Source organism: Corynebacterium sp. KPL4072, assembly GCF_037908395.1.
GTDB classification, from domain to species: domain Bacteria; phylum Actinomycetota; class Actinomycetes; order Mycobacteriales; family Mycobacteriaceae; genus Corynebacterium; species Corynebacterium kefirresidentii.
The window spans coordinates 37,492-55,515 of the sequence record NZ_JBBMGE010000006.1 but is presented as its reverse complement, the minus strand read 5'-3'; the positions used below and the strand labels follow the sequence as shown (position 1 = coordinate 55,515).

Here is an 18,024-nt window from a genome sequence, read left to right as displayed (position 1 = left end):
AGAGCGAACGGGGAAAGTGCGAAACGAGCTTAGAACTGCTCTACGTCAACCAGACCCAGCTTGGCAGCCTTGACCAAGCGGCGCGGGATGCGGACGGTCTGTCCGTCGATGGTGACTTCCTGGAGGGCCACGTTGTCAGCCTTCCACTGGGAACGACGGGCGTGAGTGTTCGCACGGGACTTCTTAAACTTAGGAGTTGCCATTTTCTATTCTCCTCCTTACGCGTTCTTCTTCTTGCGGCGAGCCATGCCACCGAAGCGCTGGTTGAAGCGCTCGACGCGGCCGGCGGTATCCATAACGCGCTGTGCACCAGTCCAGAACGGGTGGGACTCAGCGGTAACGTCAACAACGATCAGTGGGTACTCGTTGCCATCTTCCCACTCCACGGTGCGGTCGGAGGAAGCGGTGGACTTAGTCAAAAAGGAGTGACCGGTACCAGCATCACGGAAGACTACCGGGTGGTAATCCGGGTGAATATCTTTCTTCATATATATTCCCTCAGGGTTGGACTACGGGTCGGTTCCACCCACTTATGGAGCGGATCGTGCCCGAGTTGGGACGTACAAATTTCACTCTGCTAACCGCGTGCCGTGCAGCACGGGTCAACAACCTGAATTATCCTACAGTCAACTACCCCAGATGCGAAATCCCCTCCCCGCTCCGACCACTCATTTCACACCAGTTTCTTGTAACACGTATGGCGGGGCGTTACAGCCAAATGCCACCCCACAACCACAAACAGCCCTACCAACCACAGCAAGGTAGCGATTAGGTAATTCGCGCCCAAGGCTGTAAGATTTTCCCTTGCTGTTGTCAAAATATACGTTTTACGCCCCGTCTACTGGCGTTCGACGATGGCGCCGCACCCGCTCACACCTCACTTTTGAGCACTGCCACCCTCACTCGGCAGTCGGCGTTTCATCGTCCATAGCCATGATGTGGGCGGCTAGGAGAAAGAAGACCCATGTCGGCTATTTGCCAGGTAACGGGCCGCAAGCCGGAATTCGGCAAGCAGGTCTCGCACTCGCACCGCCGCACTTCGCGCCGTTGGAACCCCAACGTGCAGCGTCGTCGCTACTACCTGCCCTCTGAGGGCCGTACCATCACCCTGAATGTTTCCACCAAGGGCATGAAGATCATCGACCGCGATGGCATCGAGTCCGTTGTGGCTAAGATTCGCGCACGTGGGGAGAAGATTTAAGTATGGCACGTAACGATATCCGCCCAATCATTAAGCTGAAGTCCACTGCGGGCACCGGTTACACCTACGTGACCCGTAAGAACAAGCGCAACAACCCGGATCGCATCACCTTGAAGAAGTTCGATCCGATTGCCCGCAAGCACGTCGAATTCCGCGAGGAGCGATAATCAATGGCTAAGAAGTCCAAGATCGCTAAGAACGAGCAGCGCAAGGAAATCGTCGCCCGCTATGCGGAGCGTCGCGCTGAGCTCAAGAAGATCATCAAGAACCCGAACACCCCGGATGAGGAGCGCCTGGAGGCTCAGTTCGAGCTGAACCGCCAGCCTCGTGACGCTTCCCCAGCCCGCGTACGTAACCGTGACGCTGCCGATGGCCGCCCACGCGGTTACCTCCGCAAGTTCGGCCTGTCCCGTGTCCGTATGCGCGGCATGGCTCACCGTGGTGAGCTGCCGGGCGTTCGTAAGTCCAGCTGGTAAAGGGGTAATTGCACAATGGCTAATAAGCGCAATAACCAAAAGAAGTTCCGTATGGAGCAGAGCCGTCGCCCGAAGAAGAACCCTTTGAAGGCTGAGGGCATCGAGAAGGTGGACTACAAGGACACCAAGACTCTGCGTCTGTTCATCTCGGATCGTCACAAGATCCGTTCCCGTCGCGTCACCGGTCTGACCCCGCAGCAGCAGCGTCAGGTTGCTACCGCCGTCAAGAACGCACGCGAAATGGCTCTCCTGCCGTTCACCACCCGCTAAACAGTAGCTGGGTATCAACAGCGCACTTTTGCCGCTGGCAAGTGTGACACGGTAAAAGATCCATAAGCTTTCGCCGCCTCCCTCCTCGAGGGGAGGCGGCGAAAGTCGTTTTCTCCCTCTTCCTCCCGCCTTCAGACCCGCATATCCAGCCCACGCGGCCAAGGTGTTAGATTTAAAGCATTCGTGCGCCCCGCAACCGCTGAGGGGAGCACCGGCTTCGCACTAGTGAAAGGCAGTGAGCAATGGCCCTACACCAATCCCTACTCGATCTCTCCGAGCTTGCCCCGCACTGCCAGTCCCGCGCTACGGCCCGCGGGCTGCTCGCAGAGGCCCAAGATATCTTGCGCAATGCGGTCGCTCACCAAGACAATGAGATTGAATTGGCTCACTGGTATTCCCACTTGTTGGTAGATATCGTTCGCTCCCCTGGGGTCAACTCACCGGTACGCCTTACCGGTGCTGCCGCTCGGGGCGACCAGCTGCCATCTATGCCTGTGGAGTGGATTGGCCAGGATTCCGATCTCCAGGAAGTTTTTTCTGATGTCGGCCTCCAGGCTCACGAGGCCGTCGATTCGATTGCCGCGCGCGTCGATGCCGGCCTCCCCCTGGGAAACGGCGGAGAACAAGCACTCCTGGAAGAAGCTTTGACCAAGCGCCCGCCTACTCTGAAAATGGTGGACGGCCTGCCGGACCGAGATGCTGCTGTGGACATCAAGGCGACACTGCTCTCCCCCATTGCAGCTATCGCCCGCTGGGCGGCGCCTGGGCCTCGCCCGACGGTAGATCGCCTGGCGATTGGCGTTGAGCGCGCTGTCCTCACCGCCACCGACGCAGAGTCTTTGGATCTAGCGTGGCGTACCGGCTATGCATTAGAGTTGCGCCGTTGGTACGAGCGCGTCAGTGACCGCCCAGCTACGCTGCGGGATCTTCCGCCGTTGGACCGCACTGCTTATGGCTCGGCGTGCCGTATTGTCTCGGCCGTGTTTGAGTCCATTACGCAACGGGCAGAAGAATATAAATAGTCCCTAAGGTGCGGATTCGGAAGCAGTACCTAGTCGGGCATAAGATTGTACAGTTGGTAATTAAAAGCAATTTCTTTTTGTGAAAGGAGGCGTCCCACCGCATGGCAGGCACTGTCGGTAGGCCGCGTAAACACAGCCCGCGGCGCAGGGGAAATAGCGCCCGAGAGGAGATCTTGGACGCCTCCTCGGAACTTTTCACTACTCAAGGGTTTGCTACTACATCCACGCACCAGATTGCAGATGCGGTTGGCATCCGCCAGGCCTCTTTGTACTACCACTTTCCGTCCAAGACGGAGATTTTCCTTACGCTGCTCAATTCCACCATCGAGCCTTCCTTGGAGTTGGCCGATGAGCTGGCCGGCACTGATGCGGATCCGGCTCAGCGCCTGTGGTCTTTGGTCGCCGCGGAATCGCGCCTGCTGCTTACCAGCGGCTGGAACGTGGGGCGCCTATACCAGCTGCCGGTAGCTAATTCTCCGGAGTTTTCCGAATACCATGAATCGCGCGACCGCCTGCAGAATCATTTCCGCTCTACCGCCGCCGCCATTGTGGGCGAGGAGGATCCCCGCGTGGAGCTTCCCTTCCACATTGCGCTATCCGTCATCGAAATGCGGCCCAATAACGGCACCCCGCCGTTCGACGCTTCCCAATCGGTGCCGAAGACGGCCGCTATGCTTGCCGACGCCGCCTTAGCCGTCCTCGGCGCCTCCGTTCCCGATAACGCCGAGGAAACTACCCTCGAGCTATTGAAGAATCGCAACGACTCCATCTCCGCAGCCGCCGCCGCAGCGGCCGACCGCAAGAAGAAGTCGCGCTAACCCCTCATCAGCGCTGCCACGACTCCGTGAACTCTCCCGTGGCGGCCAATCCGCCTCCTTCGCGCACGCTGACGCCACTCGGGGTCACCACGATAATCGAGGGATCCGCATTGACGTAGTAGTTATTCCCGTCTTGGGTAACGTCGCTCGTTTGGAACTGTCCGTCAAACATCGACGAGCGATAGAATTTGACTCCACCGCCGGTTTCACAAATGATGACCCTGCCGTCGGGACCAGAGCCGGCGAATAAGGCACGCTCAAAGCGCTGACAGTCGGCGTAGCCGCCATCCAGCCATCCGTACTCGTTGAAGTTGGAAATGTAGTTACCCACACCACTCTTCTGACCCCCGCCGGAAGAGGAAGGTAACTCCTGCTTTTCTGTCTGCGTGACCGTAACTACCGGTGGCTCCTCGGGGGTTTCCTCATCTTTCGTTGCGGTCTCTTGCGCAGCCGTGGTTTCCTCGCCACTCTTCTCTTCTTTATCGGCGTTGTCGACCGTGGTCATTCCACTACCCTGGCCTTTAAAGCTAGGGGCAGCTTCATCCTTGGCGTTGCTGCAGCCGCTGAGCGCGAGGCTGGCGGCCACGAGTGGGACGAACCCCGCGGCGATAAGCGGGCGGAGGCGAGAGCGAGAATTCATGAGTTTTCCTTCCTTATGACAGGCCTAGCAGGCGGGGCTGGGCCACTGCGTATCGGCTTGAGCGAGGTCTTCGGCAACGGATGTAAGAACCGCCTGAGCGGAGGCGTACTGCCCATCAGGGGACGAGGCAATTAATGCTACGGCGACGTCATGCCCGCCCAACCGGACGATACCCATCTGGCGCACATCGTAGGAACCGGCAGGGTTCGGTCCCCAGCCGCCCTTCATCAAGGCGCCCGGCTGGGTGCGTAGGCCATAGTTTTGTGCGGGATCGGCGACTCCCATGGCGTCGATTGTCGGCTGAGCTCCGTCCACGCAGCGCAACCCAGCCATAAACTTAGCCTGGTTGCCCACGCTCCACATGGTTTGACCAACGGCAGTAAATTCCGGGCGGGTGACCTGGGATTGGACTTGGGTGGCGGTATCGCCTGCCTCCGCAATAACGCTTTGGGCGGCGTGTGCGGCCACGGTCGGCTCCCCTAATGCTGCCCACGCGGCCTTGGCGGCCTCGTTATCGGAGTAAGTAATTGCAGAGGACACCAGCTGGCTATCGGCAACACCCGTACGATGCGCCGCAATAAGCACGGGCACCTTGGAGGTTGACCACGCGGCTTCGGGAGCGGTGCGCCCAGCCTCGACGGTAGAGGTGCCATCGGAGACCGCAATGCCCACATTTCCATGCTGCGCCACAATGCGATCAAGTACGGCTTGAACGTCATCGGCAGGGGCTGCGGCCGGAGGTTCCGTGGAGTCGGACGGGGCGCGCTCGGCAGCAGGGGCTGTGGATGAGGCCGCAGATGTTGCAGCCGTGGTCTCCCCGTAGAGGGGATCGGCTGTGCCGCGTGCCTCGGTATTGACAAAAGTAGGGGAATTATCCGCCGCATCCTCAGCGCCTGCGCACGCGCCCAAGGAGAGTGCGCAGGCGATGAGGGCAGCTGCCGGGCCCCAGGCCCGGCGGATAGGGAACGTCATGAAAACTAGCTTAGGCTAGTGCGCGAAGTGGCGGGTGCCAGTCAGGTACAGCGTAACGCCTGCTTCCTTGGCCGCTGCAATGACTTCCTCGTCACGGATGGAGCCGCCAGGCTGGACTACGGCCTTCACGCCGGCGTCGAGAAGCACCTGCAAACCATCGGCGAATGGGAAGAAGGCGTCGGAAGCTGCGAAGGAGCCCTTGGTGCGGTTGGCGCCATCCGCCAGGGTATTGGCACGCTCGACGGCGAGCTTGGCAGAGTCAACGCGGTTGACCTGGCCCATACCCACGCCCACGGTGGCATTGTCCTTAGCCAGCAAGATCGCATTGGATTTCACCGCGCGCACGGTGCGCCATGCGAACTCGAGCTCGGCCATATCGGACTCGTTGAGAGCCTCACCTGCGGCCAGGGTCCAGTTTGCTGGGTCATCGCCCTCGGCCTGGTAGGTATCTGGTTCCTGGGTGAGTACACCGCCAGAGATGTACTTGCGCTCTTCGTGCTGGTCTTCGTGTTCTGCTTGCAGCACGCGCAGGTTCTTCTTGGCCTTGAGGACCTCGATAGCGCCGTCCTCATAGGAAGGAGCGACGATGACCTCGGTAAAGATTTCCTTGACCTGCTCGGCCATCTCCACGGTGACCTCGCGGTTGACGGCGATGACGCCGCCGAAGGCGGACATCGGGTCACACGCATGCGCCGCGCGGTGGGCGGCGGCGATGGACTCTTCAGAAACGGCAATGCCACAAGGATTGGTGTGCTTAATAATTGCAACGCAGGGGCGCTCGTGGTCCCAAGCGGCGCGCCAGGCGGCATCCGCATCCTGGTAGTTGTTGTAGCTCATCTCCTTGCCGTTGAACTGGGTGGCATTGGCAAGGCCCGTAGAACCGATGCGGGTGATGGTGGCCTTTTGGTGGGAGTTTTCGCCATAGCGCAGCGGGGTGGTTTGGCCCTCCTCGCTCAGCTGGTCCACAAACCAGGCGGAGACGGCCGCATCATAATCCGCGGTATGCAGGAAGGCGTCGCGGGCCAAGCCGCGGCGCTGCTCTAGAGTAAAGCCCCCGTTGTTGATGGCCTCCACAGCCTCGTCATAGCGGGAGGGATCTACTACCACGGCAACAGACGGGTGATTCTTAGCGGCCGCGCGCACCATAGACGGGCCGCCGATATCGATCTGTTCCACGCAGCCATCGAAGTCCGCGCCAGAAGCGACGGTCTCGCGGAAGGGGTACAGGTTGACCACGACGAGCTGGAAAGGCTCCACCTCAAGCTCGGCGAGCTGGTTGAGGTGATCTTCCTTGCGTGTATCGGCCAGGATGCCGGCGTGAACGCGCGGGTGCAGCGTCTTGACGCGGCCTTCCAAGCACTCTGGGAAGCCAGTGAGCTTTTCTACCGGAGTGACCTCGATGCCTAGGTCCGCGATCTTCTTCGCGGTGGAGCCGGTGGAGACGATTTCTACGCCTGCCTTATCGAGGGCGCGGGCCAGATCCTCCAGCCCGGTTTTGTCGTACACGCTGATAAGGGCGCGTTTTACCTGCTTGCGGTCTTCGCTCATGAGGAGGATTAAGCCTTTCGAAAAGTCTTAGTCTGCGAGTTGAATAATAAGTTCCTCATTGTGGACGTCTGCTGCGCGCAGTACCTCCACGATGAGATCGCGCTCTACTTGTTTGATGCGCTCGTGGAGAGTGGACTCATCATCGTCCGCCTTGATGGCTACGGATCGCTGCGCGATGATGGGTCCGGTATCCACTCCCGAATCCACAAAATGGACGGTAGAGCCGGTGATCTTCACGCCATAGTCCAGGGCGTCGCGCACGGCGTGCGCTCCCTTGAAAGCTGGCAGCAGCGCCGGGTGGGTATTGAGGGTGCGGCCTTCGAAGCGGTCAAGAAATTCCTTTCCCAGGATCTTCATAAAGCCCGCAGAAACAACAACGTCTGGCTGCGCAGTATCTACTGCGTCAACCAGACGTTGATTCCATTCGGCACGATCGGCACCTAGCGCCACGACCTCGGTATCGATCCCGTGGTCCTGTGCGCGCGAAATACCGTGGCATTCCTTATCCGCCACCACCTTTACCACTTGGTAGTGCCCTGCTTGGGCATCCACGATGGCTTGAAGCAGTGATCCCGTTCCAGAAACGAGCACCACCACTCGGAGGCGTTCAGGGTCAGCGGTATAGCGCGGAGGCATCGGTGAAGTCACGCGCTATAGCCTAGTCTCTCTCCCCTTCCGCGGAGGAATTTTCGCTCGAGGAAGCCTGCTCGCTCTCCCCCGTTTGGTCCTTGAGCTGTTGGCTAACCGGCTTGGCGACGCCCCTTTTCTCCTCCTCAGCGTCCTCAGGTTCGTCCGATTCCTCGTGTTTCTCAGATTCCTCCGGTTCCTCCTGCTGCTTCGCCGCATCCTCAGCTGGGGTGCCTTCTTCCCCATCCGCGGCTGCGTCAGGGGCGGAGTCATCGGGCTCGTCCTCAACTACTTCGGCGTCAACGATCTCCGGATCGGTGATGGGCTCGCACTCCGGTTCAACTGGGGTCTCGTCGGTTTCAGCGGCGGCCTCAGGGGCGTCGTCTTCAGCGGCATCCGAATCGGGAGTATCAGGGGCCGTGACACGTGCCGTGCGCGCCGCGCGCCATGCCACAAAGGCAAAACCTGCGGCAACGGCGCTGCCGAAAACGGCCATCCACAGGGCGGTTAGGCCTGCGGCGGTCCATAGATTCGGGCCGGCGGCGCCGTAGTAGCCAAGGTCGCCGCTGACAAGGTAGCAGGCAATAAACATGACTACCGCGGAGGCCACCGTGGCTACTAGTACGTCCTGGAAGCTTGGCCTCTTTTTATATAGGGCGTAGATTGCGGCGCCGAGCGGGACAAGTAGAAGCACTACGGCCCAGCTAGGCGCGGAGGCCGGGATTCCACCGGTAATCGGCAGCGGTGGCAGCGGCACGAGGTGGGCACTAAAGAGGCTGACCGAACCTTCGCCGATGGAAAACTCTGAGCCCACCACCACCGCAGCGGTGCTGACGATGGCATTGGGAATGTATAGCAGGCTCACTAGCACTAGTCCGGCCACACCTAGACCGGAGACCGTGGGATATTCATCCATCATCTCGCCCTGGCGAGAAATATTGAGGAAGAAAACCACCGCAAAGACTACGGCGGCACCAATGGCTAGGTAGCCGAGGTAGCGAAGGGCGATCTGAGTGGCGTCGATAATCTGGCGCGGCACCCCATAACGCTTGGCCAATGCCCGCCACAAGCGCGAGCCCATGCCGGCTGCCATGGCCGCAAGATGTAGGACGATAACCCGCAGCAACGCCTGTGCCAGGTTTGGCGGGGAGACATCGTAGACCTTGCCCGCGTCCCACAGCATCAGCCAGGCGATGATGGTAAATACCACTGGCACGCCAAGGACGCAGCAGAGAAGAATAAGCAAGTCTTTGACGCTGACCTTGTGCTTAACCGCGTTGCGCACGCGGACTGCCACCACCGCAGCCAAGATGAGCGCGGGTAACGCGGGCAAGAAAGACATGTGCACTTCGGCCGCCGAGACTGGCGCGAGGTTAAAGACCATCCATGACTCCGCCACGATGGTGTACCACCACGCCATGGGTGAGCCGGCCAGCATAAGACCACCGAGGGCAATGGCCATAATGATAAGGACAATGACCACGTTGGGCACTGCCGCCGTGATAAGCATGCGTCGGATGCGGCCGGCCCTAGTCAGCGGCGCGGGAGTACGGCGCGCTTTGGCTTTAGATCCGGCCTTTCGGGCGACACGTTGCGCCGATCCAGAGGGCTGGCGGGCCCCGCTGGGATGGGGCGCGCGTGGGGTACGCTCCGTGCGCACCGTCCTGCCCCGCGCCTGGCTACGCGGGCGGGGCGTTGACCGAGAATGGGGGCTGGTGTTTTTGTTCATCGGCGTCCACTTTGCCACTTTCCGGCAGCAGATCTGGGGTGGCGCGACGAGGTAGCCATAAAATCACCGGCGACACCCCTGCACCTTGACCACACATATATATTAGGAGTATAAAATCTACCCTGGTTTCACACCTTTAACTCTGGCTGCAGTAACATGAATGAAAAGTCACCGGTTTTATATGACCCGCACGCAGCCCGAGTGGGATCTTGGTCGCAATAATAATATGCCATTCGGATTATGTTGCCTGCTCGTGGGCAATTCCCTCGAGCAACGTCTAAAAATTTCTTAATTTGGGTTGCTGTTATCTTTTCGAGACGCTACTGTTACATCTCGTTGGTAACAAGAAGGTCACAATCTCGTAACTAACTCGGTGGGGACGTAACACTCAGATTGCGCAGATTGTGAAAATGACGAAAGAAGACCTAATGCGAAGCAAAGTTCAGCGTGGCGCCGGTCGCCATCGCAAGATTGTCACCTCGCAGACCGCGAAGGGCCGCATCGCCGTAATGACGGTTGCGGCAGGTGCCGTATCCACCGCCGGCGTAGGTGGCGCAGCCGCTGCAAACATCCAGTCTGATGACGCGGCCACTACCAAGACGCAGTCCGTTGACTTCGAGCTCGCTTCTGATTCCACCCAGGTTGAGGACGCTGCTGAGGCCCCCGTTGATACCACTCCGCAGATCCTCAATGTAGCTGAAGCAAAGCCGGTTGCAGATCTATCCGATCAGCTCAACAAGGCCATCCAGGCTTCCGAGGAGCGCGCCGCCGCTGACGAAGCCGCTCGCGCACCGTCCGTAGCCCGCCCAGCCGAGGGCGCATTCACATCCCCATTCGCTATGCGCTGGGGCACCTTCCACAAGGGCGTCGACATCGCCAACTCTCCCGGCACCCCAATCCTTGCCGTCATGGATGGTACGGTCATCGACTCCGGTCCAGCTTCCGGCTTTGGCCAGTGGATCCGCATCATGCACGACGACGGCACCATGACCGTTTATGGTCACATGCAAACTCTTGACGTGGCCGTTGGCGAGCACGTGCATGCCGGCCAGAAGATCGCCGGCATGGGCTCGATGGGCTTTTCCACCGGCTCCCACCTCCACTTCGAAGTTCACCCGAACGGTGGCGAGGCAATCGATCCGCAGCCTTGGCTGGCTGAGCGAGGCATCGACCTCTAAGGCCCCCACCCCAACACCTTCTTGTTAAGCGCCGCAGTGGCTTTCCTGCGGCGCTTTTTCATGTCCACAATTGCCCCTAAAGACACCAGCGCCGGCTCCCTACCACCGCGGCTGCAGCCAACCTTCCCCAAGACGACTCAAATGCGTCCCAGCCTTCCCATTGCGCCTCCAGCAAAAGGCAAGCCCCGTCAAGACAAGCGCTCCACCACCGGACCCTAGACACAAATTGCGCCGCACAGCCAAGTCCAGTACGCAGCCTTGTCGCAGGCAAATACACATTTACGCTAATCACTGGGCTTGAACGCAACACGCCATTTCCAGAGCGGCACACCCACCCCCAAAGTCTACCCCCAGACCCTAAACCAACACTTTACACACGCCACTCTAGCCACATTCGTAACACGCGCAACAAGCTGGCATGTTCGAATAATTTCGAACTATTTCCGCCGCTACCAGCGATTTTTAAGATTGCGCGGGCCGTTCGGGCGGGCTAACTTTTAACTCGTTGCCACGAGCGATTTCGAACGCAAGCATTTCAGCTTTCGGCGTGTCGCGGTTGGCAGTTGCAAGACGCCGCCCTCACTAGGGCGCAAGCGTCCCGAGACCATGCACAGCCATGAAAAGGACTTTAACTATGAAGCGCATGAACCGCGCACGCAAGAACGTGGCGCTGAGCATCGTTACGCTCGGCACCGTACTTGCTACCGGCACCACCGCTTTTGCTGCAGAGCCAGTGGCTAGCGTGGACGTATCGGACGGCTCTTCCGAGCCCACCGCTACGAACGTAGATAACGCCGGTGTGGTCGACGCCCTCGTTGGCTTGGCCACCACTACCGTAGGCGTTCTCAACGGCGAGGCTACCCCGCAGGTAGATGGAAACGAATCCGGCGGAGTAAATATCGTCTTGGATCCTGGTTCTGTACCGGGATTGAAGGAAGCATTCGCTCCGCAAGGAAATCACTCCGGACTCACCACGAAGCGTGGCAAGGACTCCGCGGGCAATACTGTGGTCTTTCCTACCTCCGGCACGCTTACTTCTGGTTTCGGCCAGCGCTGGGGCGCGATGCACAACGGCATCGATGTGGCCAACTCCGTGGGCACCCCGATTCTGGCGGTCATGGACGGCACCGTCATCAACTCCGGGCCAGCACAGGGCTTTGGCAATTGGATCCGCATCCAGCACGATGACGGCACCATCTCCGTCTACGGCCACATGTCGGCAGACCAGCTCAAGGTAAATGTGGGCGACCACGTGACCGCAGGCCAAGAAATCGCCGGCATTGGCAACGACGGACACTCCACCGGCCCACACCTCCACTTTGAGATTCACCCAGGTGGAGGAGCACCCGTTGACCCAGTCTCCTGGTTCAACGAGCGCGGCATTTCGGTCTAGAGCTTTTCCATCGGCACTCCGCCGATGAGCATCAGCCGGACCTTACCGGAAGAACCAAAGTCCACGGTGACCGTGGCACGCTTACCGGAGCCGGACGTCTCAATGACGGTACCGAGCCCGTACTTAGCGTGATTGACACGGTCACCCACGGCCAGGTTGAGGTTATTGTTCTTAGGCATTGAGGTTGCCGCCGACTTGCTAGTGCGTTGCGATGGGGAAGACGCAGCGCGCTGGCTACCGCGGGATCCACCTCTGCCCCACCCAGACCAGTCGCGGCCGTAGGAACGACCATATTGGTAATCGTCCTCACCCCACGCACCGGTTAAGGAACTATCGGAGTCTTCGCGCTGCCAGTTGATGAGGTCTGCAGGGACCTCGCCGAGGAAGCGGCTGGCAGGATTAGTCACCGGGTTGCCCCAAGCCGAGCGCAAGATGGCACGGGTGAGATACAACTGTTCACGGGCACGAGTAATACCCACATAGGCTAAGCGGCGCTCCTCGCTCAACTCCTTCGGGTCACCGAGAGAGCGCATATGCGGGAATTGGCCATCCTCCCAGCCGGTCAAAAAGACCACGGGGAACTCGAGGCCCTTTGCGGTGTGCAGAGTCATCATAGTGACCACGCCGGTCTCAGAATCCGGAATTTGATCAGCATCAGCCACCAGCGACACCTTTTCCAAAAAGGCCTGCAGCGAGCCCGGCGCGGCCTCACCCTCCTCCACTAACTCGGAAGGATCCACTGCATCCGCGCCCGAAGCAGCCAGATGGTTCGCGGCCTCTGAGGTAAATTCGCGTGCCACCGATACCAGCTCGTTTAAGTTGTCGAGGCGAGCGCCATCTTGCGGGTCGTTGGAGTTTTCCAATTCCGCCTTGTATCCCGTGGCATCCAAAATGGCGGTGAGCAGCTCACCCAAATCCGGCTGGCCAGTAACCTCATCGCGCATGGAAGGGATCTGATTGCGGATGCCCTCCATCATCTCGTTGAATTTGGTGACCGCGTTAATGGCCCGGGTGGCTAGGCCAGGAACTTCGCCACGAGGGACATCGGCAAGCGCCTTGCCAAAGCTAATGCCATGGTTTTCTGCATGGAGGGCAATGTGTCCTTGTGCTTTATCCCCAATGGCACGCTTGGGCACATTGATAATGCGGCGCAGGCTCACCGTATCGTCCGGGTTATCCAGGATACGCAGGTAGGCCACCATATCGCGGATTTCGCGCCGCTCATAAAAGCGCGTGCCGCCGACTACCTTGTAGGGAATTCCGGAGCGGATGAAGATATCTTCCAGCGCACGGGAGGCGTTATTGGTGCGGTACATGACCGCGATATCGGAATAGCTGCGCCCCTTATCCGCCAAGGAATCAATCTCGGAGGCGATGAACCGTGCCTCATCGTGCTCATTATCGGCAACGTAGCCCACGATCTGCTCGCCCTCACCATGGGCGGTCCACAGGTTCTTCTCGCGTCGGTTCTCATTTTTAGCAATAACGGCGTTGGCCGCATTGAGAATGGTCTGGGTGGAGCGATAGTTCTGCTCCAGCAAGATGGTATGTGCTTGCGGGTAGTCGCGCTCGAATTCCTGGATATTGCGGATGGTCGCACCACGGAAGGCATAAATGGACTGGTCGGAATCGCCCACCACACACAGCTCGGGCGCGTCAGGGCCGAGCTCTCCCCTGCCCACGAGCGCGGCAACCAGCGCATACTGGGCGTGGTTGGTGTCCTGGTACTCGTCGATAAGCACGTGCTTGAAGCGCCGCCGATAAAACTCCACCACCTGCTGGTGCTGGGTGAAGATCCGCACCACCTCACCGATGAGGTCATCAAAGTCCACCGCATTGGCTGCGCGCAAGCGACGCTGATATTCGGCATAGACCTGGGCCACGGTGGTCTCAAACGGGTTCTTAGTCTGCTGCGCCTTCTCCAGCGCAGATTCAGGACCGATGAGTTCGTTTTTGTGGTTAGAAATCTGATTGGCCAGCACGCGCGGGGTGTATTTTTTCAGATCTAGCTGCATGTCCTTGGCGATCATGGACAAAAGCCGGCGCGCGTCATCGCCATCGTAGATGGTGAAGTTGGTATTAAGGCCTGGCACAAGCTGCGCGTTTTGGCGCAGGATGCGCACACAGATGGAGTGGAAGGTAGATACCCACATGCGCTCGGCCACAGGGCCCACTAGCCCGCCCACGCGCTCCTTCATTTCCGCGGCGGCCTTATTGGTAAAGGTAATGGCGAGGATCTCCCATGGATTCACCCCGCGGTGGCGCATGAGATAAGCAATACGCCGGGTAAGCACGGCGGTTTTTCCGGAACCGGCGCCGGCCACAATGAGCAGCGGGCTTCCAGAGTGGGTTACGGCCTCAAGCTGCTGTGGGTTAAGGCCCTCGGTCAAAGCATCAGGGGATTCGGGGTGCGGGCTCGCTCCGCGCGGTGCGCCGAAGCCGCCAAAGGGGCTTGGGGCGGGTGCACCGCCGGTAGACGGGGAAGGACTAAAAGGAGAGTTTTCGTTCATAATGCCTACCAACCTACTAGCCCCATCGGACACGCCCCGTATCCGCCGTGCGAGCTGCTATTTCCTTTTGCACGAGCGGGTGGCACAATATGGTTTTATGACCGCAGAAGATAAAAAGGACATCGTCAATAATGGCTTGGATATCCGCACGCCTTCAGGCACGGATGATCCCCTATCTGATGCGGAGATCCAACAATATCGCGAAGAAATCAACCGCATGGACCGCATCATTTTGGACGCCGCCAAGCGCCGCACGGAAGTCTCCCAGGCCATCGGCCGCACCCGCATGAGCTCCGGCGGCACCCGCCTCGTCCACACGCGCGAGATCGCAATTTTGAATCAGTTCCGCGATGAACTCGGCGAGGAAGGCCCCACTATTGCCTCGGCGCTGCTGCGCATGGGCCGCGGGCGGTTGGGCTAGCCGAATAATTACTGGCCAGCCGATACTATGCAGTATCCTGGCTAAGCATGAATGCAGTTCTCATCGCCGTCATAGTCATGCTCGTGCTCGCCCTTTTGCGCGTGCACGTGGTGGTGGCTCTCTTCTTGGGTGCCATCGTCGGCGGGCTCATGTCCGGCATGGGACTCGATGCCACCATGGTTGCCTTCCAAGATGGCTTGGGCGGCGGCGCCAAGATTGCGCTGAGCTATGCCCTCTTGGGCGCTTTTGCGATGGGCGTGGCCTCAGCCGGGCTGCCGCAAATCCTGGCGAACTTCCTCATTCGCAAGCTCGGCGGCAGCGGCGAAGCGGATCCCAAGGCGGCCCTAGCCACCAAGTGGATGCTCATCCTCGGCCTCATCGCCATGTCCGTGATGAGCCAAAACCTCATCCCGGTTCACATTGCTTTCATTCCACTTATCGTTCCGCCGCTGCTTAAGGTGATGAATAAGCTGCGCCTAGACCGCCGGCTCATTACCACCTGCCTGACCTTTGGCCTTATTACCACCTACATGTTCATCCCGGTGGGCTTTGGCTCCATCTACTTAAACGACATCCTGTTATTTAATATCCAGCAGGCAGGGTTGGATACCTCGGATATCAATATCATGCAGGTTATGGGTGTGCCGGCGCTCGGTATGCTCGCAGGCCTGCTCATCGCTATTTTCTTTAGCTACCGCAAGCCGCGTAACTATAAGGACCTACCCATCGCCGCTGCGGAGCACCAAGAGACCCCTTCTACCTATAAGGTCTGGGTTTCCGTCGTGGCCATCATTGCCACCTTTGCGGTGCAGATTGTCATGCAGGCGCTCGACTTCGAATCCGATGGCCTCATGGTCGGCGCACTGACCGGCCTGGGTATTTTGCTGCTGACCGGCGCGGTGGATTGGAAGCATGCCGATGACGTTTTCACCAATGGCATGAAGATGATGGCGCTCATCGGCTTCATCATGATCACCGCCCAGGGCTTTGCCTCGGTCATGACGGCCACCAATGAGGTCGGCCCACTGGTGGATGCCACCGCTAACCTCTTTGGCACCAATAAGGTCCTTTCCGCCGGTGCCATGCTGGTGGTGGGCTTGGTAGTCACCATGGGCATCGGCTCGTCGTTTTCCACGCTGCCCATTATTTCCGTTATCTACGTGCCGCTGTGCATGTCGCTGGGCTTTAGTCCCGCGGCCACCGTTGCGCTCATTGGCACTGCAGGCGCGCTTGGCGACGCCGGCTCTCCCGCCTCCGATTCCACCCTCGGCCCCACTGCTGGCCTCGGCGCGGACGGCCAGCACGACCACATCCGCGACTCGGTCATTCCCACCTTTATCCACTTCAATATTCCGCTGCTCATCGCCGGCTGGGCAGGCGCGCTCATCCTCTAGAAGGGCCCGACGCGGTTGCCCTTTCTGGACTACGGTGGGAGAGGTAAATGTTGCCAATGCGCTAGTTGCCAGAAAGGCCAAACATCATGGATATCACCGCATCTGCCCAGTGGAGCGAGCTCGCGAAAGTATATGAGGATAAAAAGGACCTCAACCTCCGCGAGCTTTTCTCCGCCGATGCAGACCGCGCCCGCAACTTCACCTTCGACGCCGCCGGCCTGCACGTCGATCTATCGAAGAATCTGATCGACGGGGACGTCGTCAAGCAGCTGGTGGAAGTAGCCAAGGCCGCCGACCTAGAGTCCCGCCGCGATGCCATGTTCGCCGGCGAGCACATCAATAACACCGAGGATCGCGCTGTATTGCACACCGCGCTGCGCATCCCGGTCGAAGATGACTTAAGTGTCGATGGCCAAGACGTCGCCGCCGATGTCCACGAGGTCCTAGGCCGCATGCGCGACTTCGCCACTGCACTGCGCTCCGGCTCGTGGCTGGGGCACACCGGTCACACCATCAAAAAGGTGGTCAACATCGGCATCGGTGGCTCCGACCTTGGTCCGGCCATGGCAGCTAAGGCATTGCGCTCCTACGAGGTCGCTGGCATCTCCGCAGAGTTCGTTTCCAACGTGGACCCCGCCGATATGGCCGCCACCCTCGATGGCCTGGATGCAGAATCCACCCTATTTATCATCGCCTCCAAGACCTTCACTACCCAAGAGACGCTGACCAACGCACACGCCGCGCGCCGCTGGCTCATCGAGCAATTCGATGGCGATGAATCCGCCGTAGCAAAGCACTTTGTCGCCGTATCCACCAATGCGGAAAAGGTAGCCGAATTCGGCATCGATACCGAGAATATGTTCCCGTTTTGGAATTGGGTTGGCGGCCGCTACTCCGTGGATTGTGCCATTGGCTTATCCCTTATGTGCACCATTGGTCCGATGGACTTCATGCGCTTCCTCGAGGGCTTCCACGCCATGGACGAGCACTTCCGCACCGCCCCGCTGGAAGAAAACGTCCCCGCGCTCATGGGGCTCCTTGGTGTCTGGTACACCAACTTCTTCGGCGCCCAGACTCACGCCGTGCTGCCCTATTCGCAGGACCTCGGCCGTTTCCCGGCCTACCTGCAGCAGCTGACCATGGAATCCAACGGTAAGTCCGTGCGCCGCGACGGCACCGCGGTCACCGTCCCGTCCACCGGAGAAATCTACTGGGGAGAGCCAGGAACCAATGGCCAGCACGCCTTCTTCCAGCTCATGCACCAAGGCACCCGCCTCATCCCAGCGGACTTCATTGGGTTTGCCCGCCCCAAGCAGGACTTCCCCACCGCCGATGGCTCCGGCTCCATGCATGATCTGCTCATGGGCAATTTCTTTGCCCAGACCAAGGTACTAGCCTTTGGCAAGACCGCGGAAGAAATCGCGGCAGAGGGCGTCGATGAGGCCGTCGTGCCGCACAAGGTCATGCCAGGCAACCGCCCAACCACCACCATCCTGGCTGAGGAGCTCACCCCGCAAACCCTCGGCGCGCTCATCGCACTCTACGAGCACATCGTGTTCACCCAGGGCGTTATCTGGGATATCAACTCCTTCGACCAATGGGGCGTGGAGCTGGGCAAGCAGCAGGCTAATGACCTGGCGCCGGCTGTCTCCGGTAAGGAGGAGGCCGCATCCGGCGACCAATCCACCGACGAGCTCATCGGTTGGTACCGCAACCACCGCTAAGCACTGCTTGGCGACGTCCTCCCGGCCCACCGGGAGGATTTTTTCATACAGTATGCACAGGATGTTCACTCAATATCCACAGTCCATAATGAACTTTGACT

Annotated in this window: 19 protein-coding genes; 11 read left to right on the top strand and 8 right to left on the bottom strand. The window is 59.5% G+C overall.

Annotated features, from left to right (window positions below):
• Positions 1-29 precede the first annotated feature (29 nt).
• Together rpmF and WMP97_RS07540 are read right to left on the bottom strand one after the other, a co-directional pair.
• Positions 30-203 carry a 50S ribosomal protein L32 gene (rpmF, locus tag WMP97_RS07545; protein WP_005279913.1) on the bottom strand — a complete coding sequence of 58 codons (174 nt, stop codon included), beginning with the start codon at positions 201-203 and terminating at the stop codon, positions 30-32.
• A gap of 15 nt (positions 204-218) precedes the next feature.
• Entirely contained in the window at positions 219-488 is a 270-nt protein-coding gene (locus WMP97_RS07540; RefSeq protein WP_005323793.1) for a type B 50S ribosomal protein L31, read from the bottom strand.
• 476 nt (positions 489-964) lie between these two features.
• On the opposite strand from WMP97_RS07540, the gene rpmB reads away from it, so the two are divergent.
• The 6 genes from rpmB to WMP97_RS07510 all read left to right on the top strand — a co-directional run bounded on the left by rpmB (position 965) and on the right by WMP97_RS07510 (position 3,787).
• Entirely contained in the window at positions 965-1,201 is a 237-nt protein-coding gene (gene rpmB / locus WMP97_RS07535) for a 50S ribosomal protein L28 (RefSeq protein ID WP_005279911.1), read from the top strand.
• Between the two features lie 2 nt (positions 1,202-1,203).
• Complete coding sequence (gene rpmG, locus WMP97_RS07530) at positions 1,204-1,368, top strand: 50S ribosomal protein L33 (protein WP_005279910.1); 165 nt, start codon at positions 1,204-1,206, stop codon at positions 1,366-1,368.
• 3 nt (positions 1,369-1,371) lie between these two features.
• Positions 1,372-1,677, top strand: coding sequence for a 30S ribosomal protein S14 (gene rpsN / locus WMP97_RS07525; RefSeq protein WP_005279906.1), 306 nt, complete (start codon positions 1,372-1,374; stop codon positions 1,675-1,677).
• A gap of 15 nt (positions 1,678-1,692) precedes the next feature.
• Positions 1,693-1,947 carry a 30S ribosomal protein S18 gene (gene rpsR, locus WMP97_RS07520; RefSeq protein WP_005279904.1) on the top strand — a complete coding sequence of 85 codons (255 nt, stop codon included), beginning with the start codon at positions 1,693-1,695 and terminating at the stop codon, positions 1,945-1,947.
• Between the two features lie 242 nt (positions 1,948-2,189).
• A complete protein-coding gene (locus WMP97_RS07515; RefSeq protein WP_340440197.1) occupies positions 2,190-2,969 on the top strand; it encodes a putative nucleotidyltransferase substrate binding domain-containing protein in 780 nt (259 codons plus the stop codon).
• A gap of 101 nt (positions 2,970-3,070) precedes the next feature.
• Complete coding sequence (locus tag WMP97_RS07510; protein ID WP_301716281.1) at positions 3,071-3,787, top strand: TetR/AcrR family transcriptional regulator; 717 nt, start codon at positions 3,071-3,073, stop codon at positions 3,785-3,787.
• A 7-nt stretch (positions 3,788-3,794) separates the two neighbouring features.
• Here the strand turns inward: WMP97_RS07510 and WMP97_RS07505 are convergent, their stop codons facing one another.
• The 5 genes from WMP97_RS07505 to WMP97_RS07485 are packed head-to-tail and all read right to left on the bottom strand — an operon-like array spanning position 3,795 to position 9,084.
• Entirely contained in the window at positions 3,795-4,427 is a 633-nt protein-coding gene (locus WMP97_RS07505) for a hypothetical protein (protein WP_239205223.1), read from the bottom strand.
• Positions 4,428-4,451: 24 nt separating this feature from the next.
• Positions 4,452-5,399, bottom strand: coding sequence for a hypothetical protein (locus WMP97_RS07500; protein ID WP_301716732.1), 948 nt, complete (start codon positions 5,397-5,399; stop codon positions 4,452-4,454).
• Positions 5,400-5,414: 15 nt separating this feature from the next.
• Positions 5,415-6,947 (bottom strand): bifunctional phosphoribosylaminoimidazolecarboxamide formyltransferase/IMP cyclohydrolase, encoded by a 1,533-nt coding sequence (purH, locus tag WMP97_RS07495; protein WP_340440196.1) that lies wholly within the window; start codon positions 6,945-6,947, stop codon positions 5,415-5,417.
• A gap of 27 nt (positions 6,948-6,974) precedes the next feature.
• Positions 6,975-7,583 carry a phosphoribosylglycinamide formyltransferase gene (gene purN / locus WMP97_RS07490; RefSeq protein WP_340440269.1) on the bottom strand — a complete coding sequence of 203 codons (609 nt, stop codon included), beginning with the start codon at positions 7,581-7,583 and terminating at the stop codon, positions 6,975-6,977.
• Positions 7,584-7,605: 22 nt separating this feature from the next.
• A complete protein-coding gene (locus WMP97_RS07485) occupies positions 7,606-9,084 on the bottom strand; it encodes a cell division protein PerM (protein WP_340440195.1) in 1,479 nt (492 codons plus the stop codon).
• A gap of 647 nt (positions 9,085-9,731) precedes the next feature.
• Here WMP97_RS07485 and WMP97_RS07480 point away from each other — a divergent pair.
• Positions 9,732-10,481, top strand: coding sequence for a M23 family metallopeptidase (locus tag WMP97_RS07480; RefSeq protein WP_023021985.1), 750 nt, complete (start codon positions 9,732-9,734; stop codon positions 10,479-10,481).
• A gap of 634 nt (positions 10,482-11,115) precedes the next feature.
• Positions 11,116-11,874, top strand: coding sequence for a M23 family metallopeptidase (locus WMP97_RS07475; protein WP_340440194.1), 759 nt, complete (start codon positions 11,116-11,118; stop codon positions 11,872-11,874).
• Here the strand turns inward: WMP97_RS07475 and pcrA are convergent.
• Entirely contained in the window at positions 11,871-14,384 is a 2,514-nt protein-coding gene (gene pcrA, locus WMP97_RS07470) for a DNA helicase PcrA (protein WP_340440193.1), read from the bottom strand. The genes WMP97_RS07475 and pcrA overlap by 4 nt on opposite strands.
• 97 nt (positions 14,385-14,481) lie before the next feature.
• Here pcrA and WMP97_RS07465 point away from each other — a divergent pair, with 97 nt between their 5' ends.
• The 3 genes from WMP97_RS07465 to pgi all read left to right on the top strand — a co-directional run bounded on the left by WMP97_RS07465 (position 14,482) and on the right by pgi (position 17,923).
• The gene (locus WMP97_RS07465) at positions 14,482-14,805 is read left to right on the top strand and encodes a chorismate mutase (RefSeq protein ID WP_086588683.1); all 324 of its coding nucleotides are present in this window, start codon (positions 14,482-14,484) and stop codon (positions 14,803-14,805) included.
• 47 nt (positions 14,806-14,852) lie between these two features.
• Complete coding sequence (locus tag WMP97_RS07460; RefSeq protein ID WP_239205209.1) at positions 14,853-16,199, top strand: Na+/H+ antiporter family protein; 1,347 nt, start codon at positions 14,853-14,855, stop codon at positions 16,197-16,199.
• An 86-nt stretch (positions 16,200-16,285) separates the two neighbouring features.
• Entirely contained in the window at positions 16,286-17,923 is a 1,638-nt protein-coding gene (gene pgi / locus WMP97_RS07455; protein ID WP_340440192.1) for a glucose-6-phosphate isomerase, read from the top strand.
• The last annotated feature ends 101 nt before the right edge of the window (positions 17,924-18,024 follow it).